Annotated in this window: 2 protein-coding genes; both read right to left on the bottom strand. The window is 69.8% G+C overall.

From position 1 onward, the window contains the following. Window positions 1–76: 76 nt before the first annotated feature. Window positions 77–670, bottom strand: coding sequence for a CbiQ family ECF transporter T component (locus tag ACNPM4_RS10045; RefSeq protein WP_448985553.1), 594 nt, complete (start codon window positions 668–670; stop codon window positions 77–79). After that, a complete protein-coding gene (locus ACNPM4_RS10040; RefSeq protein WP_105710360.1) occupies window positions 667–1,365 on the bottom strand; it encodes an energy-coupling factor ABC transporter ATP-binding protein in 699 nt (232 codons plus the stop codon). The genes ACNPM4_RS10045 and ACNPM4_RS10040 overlap by 4 nt, the downstream gene beginning before the upstream one ends. Between the last annotated feature and the right edge of the window lie 129 nt (window positions 1,366–1,494).

The raw sequence follows: 1,494 nt of genomic DNA, 5'->3' as shown, positions 1-1,494 counted from the left end.
TCGCGGCGCTCCGACTCGCGTCTCAGACGACGCCGCTGCCGCCGGTCGGAGTGCGCACGCTCGTCCCCGCATAGGGTCAGCCCAGGCCCCGTGCTGCCAGCGCGTCACCGACATCGTCCGCGTGTCGGAGGGTGAGAACGAGCAGGGGCACCACGGCGCGCACGCCCAACCGCACGTCGCGGGCTCGCGACGCATCCCGCACGCGCTCCGCGAAGCCGGCGATCACGGGGATCGTCGTGATCGTGAGCGAGATCGTGAGCGCCACCGCGTCGGGATCGACTCCCCATCGCTGGAACGGGCGCAGGATGCCCTGCAGCACCTCCACGAGATCCGCCATCCGGGTCGTGAGCGTCAACAGGCTCGCGAGCAGGAGAATCGTCACGACGCGCCCCGTGCCGACCCACGCCGCGAGAGGCGAGACGAAGACCCCGAGCGCCGCGGCGAGCACGACGATGATCCAGCGCAGACGCCAGATCTCGAGCAACGGCACCCGGATGGGCATTCCCCCGATGCCGTACAGCGCGAGGACCGCCGCGAGCGAGAGGGGGATGCTCACCGCGTCGTGGGGGTACAGCGACAGAACGAGTGCTCCGATCGCCAGCGCGGCGAGCTTGAGCCCGGCAGGAGCGCGATGGAGGATGCTGCTTCCGGGACGGTAGAGCGCGATCATCCGCACGCTCGACGATAGGCCGCGATCACGGTCGACGGCTCTCCGGACGCCGTGACCCGCCCGTCTTCGAACAGCATCGCGGCCTCACAGCGCGCGGCCAGTTCGAGGTCATGTGTCACCACGACGACCTGGGCCCGCTGCGCCAGGAGCAGGTCGCCGATGCGTCGGGAGTTGCGCAGGTCGAGGAGTGTCGTCGGCTCGTCCGCGACGATGAGCTGCGGTTCGGTGGCCAGCACTGCGGCCAGGGCGAGCATCTGCTTCTGGCCCCCCGACAGGCTGGATGCGGGGACATCTGCGTGGTCTGCCAGACCATGCACGGCGAGGGTGTCTCTGACGCGATCGGCGATCTCGGCCTTCGCCCGGCCGCGCAGGGACAGCGCGATGTCTTCGGCCGGGGTGGGCATGAGGATCTGCGCATCGGGGTTCGTGAACACGAATCCGACGCGGCGGCGGAGGGCGGCGCGGTCACGCATCGTGTCGAGGCCGTGCACCCTCACCTCGCCGGCGCTCGGAGTGACGAGTCCGTTCAACAGCCGGGCGAACGTGGACTTCCCCGACCCGTTCGCACCGATCACCGCGATCGTCGGAGCCGTCAGCGAGGCGGTGACCTCTCGCAGCACGGGGCGGCCGTCGAGCACCACCGAGACCGCGTCCACGGCGATCGTCGCGACACCCGTCTCTCGTGTGCGTGTCATGCGGATCCCTCCGACGCGTTTCTCCTGAACACCGTTCACCTGAACGTCGTTCACTATAATCGGAGGATGAGCCCGGAGACGAATCAGGCACGGCACGACCGCGACAGCGTCGCCCGGAGCGCGGGGGGG

The sequence above is a fragment of the Microbacterium umsixpiens genome, assembly GCF_053543675.1.
Note: the sequence above shows the minus strand (reverse complement) of the source record. Positions and strands in the feature narration are given on the sequence as shown.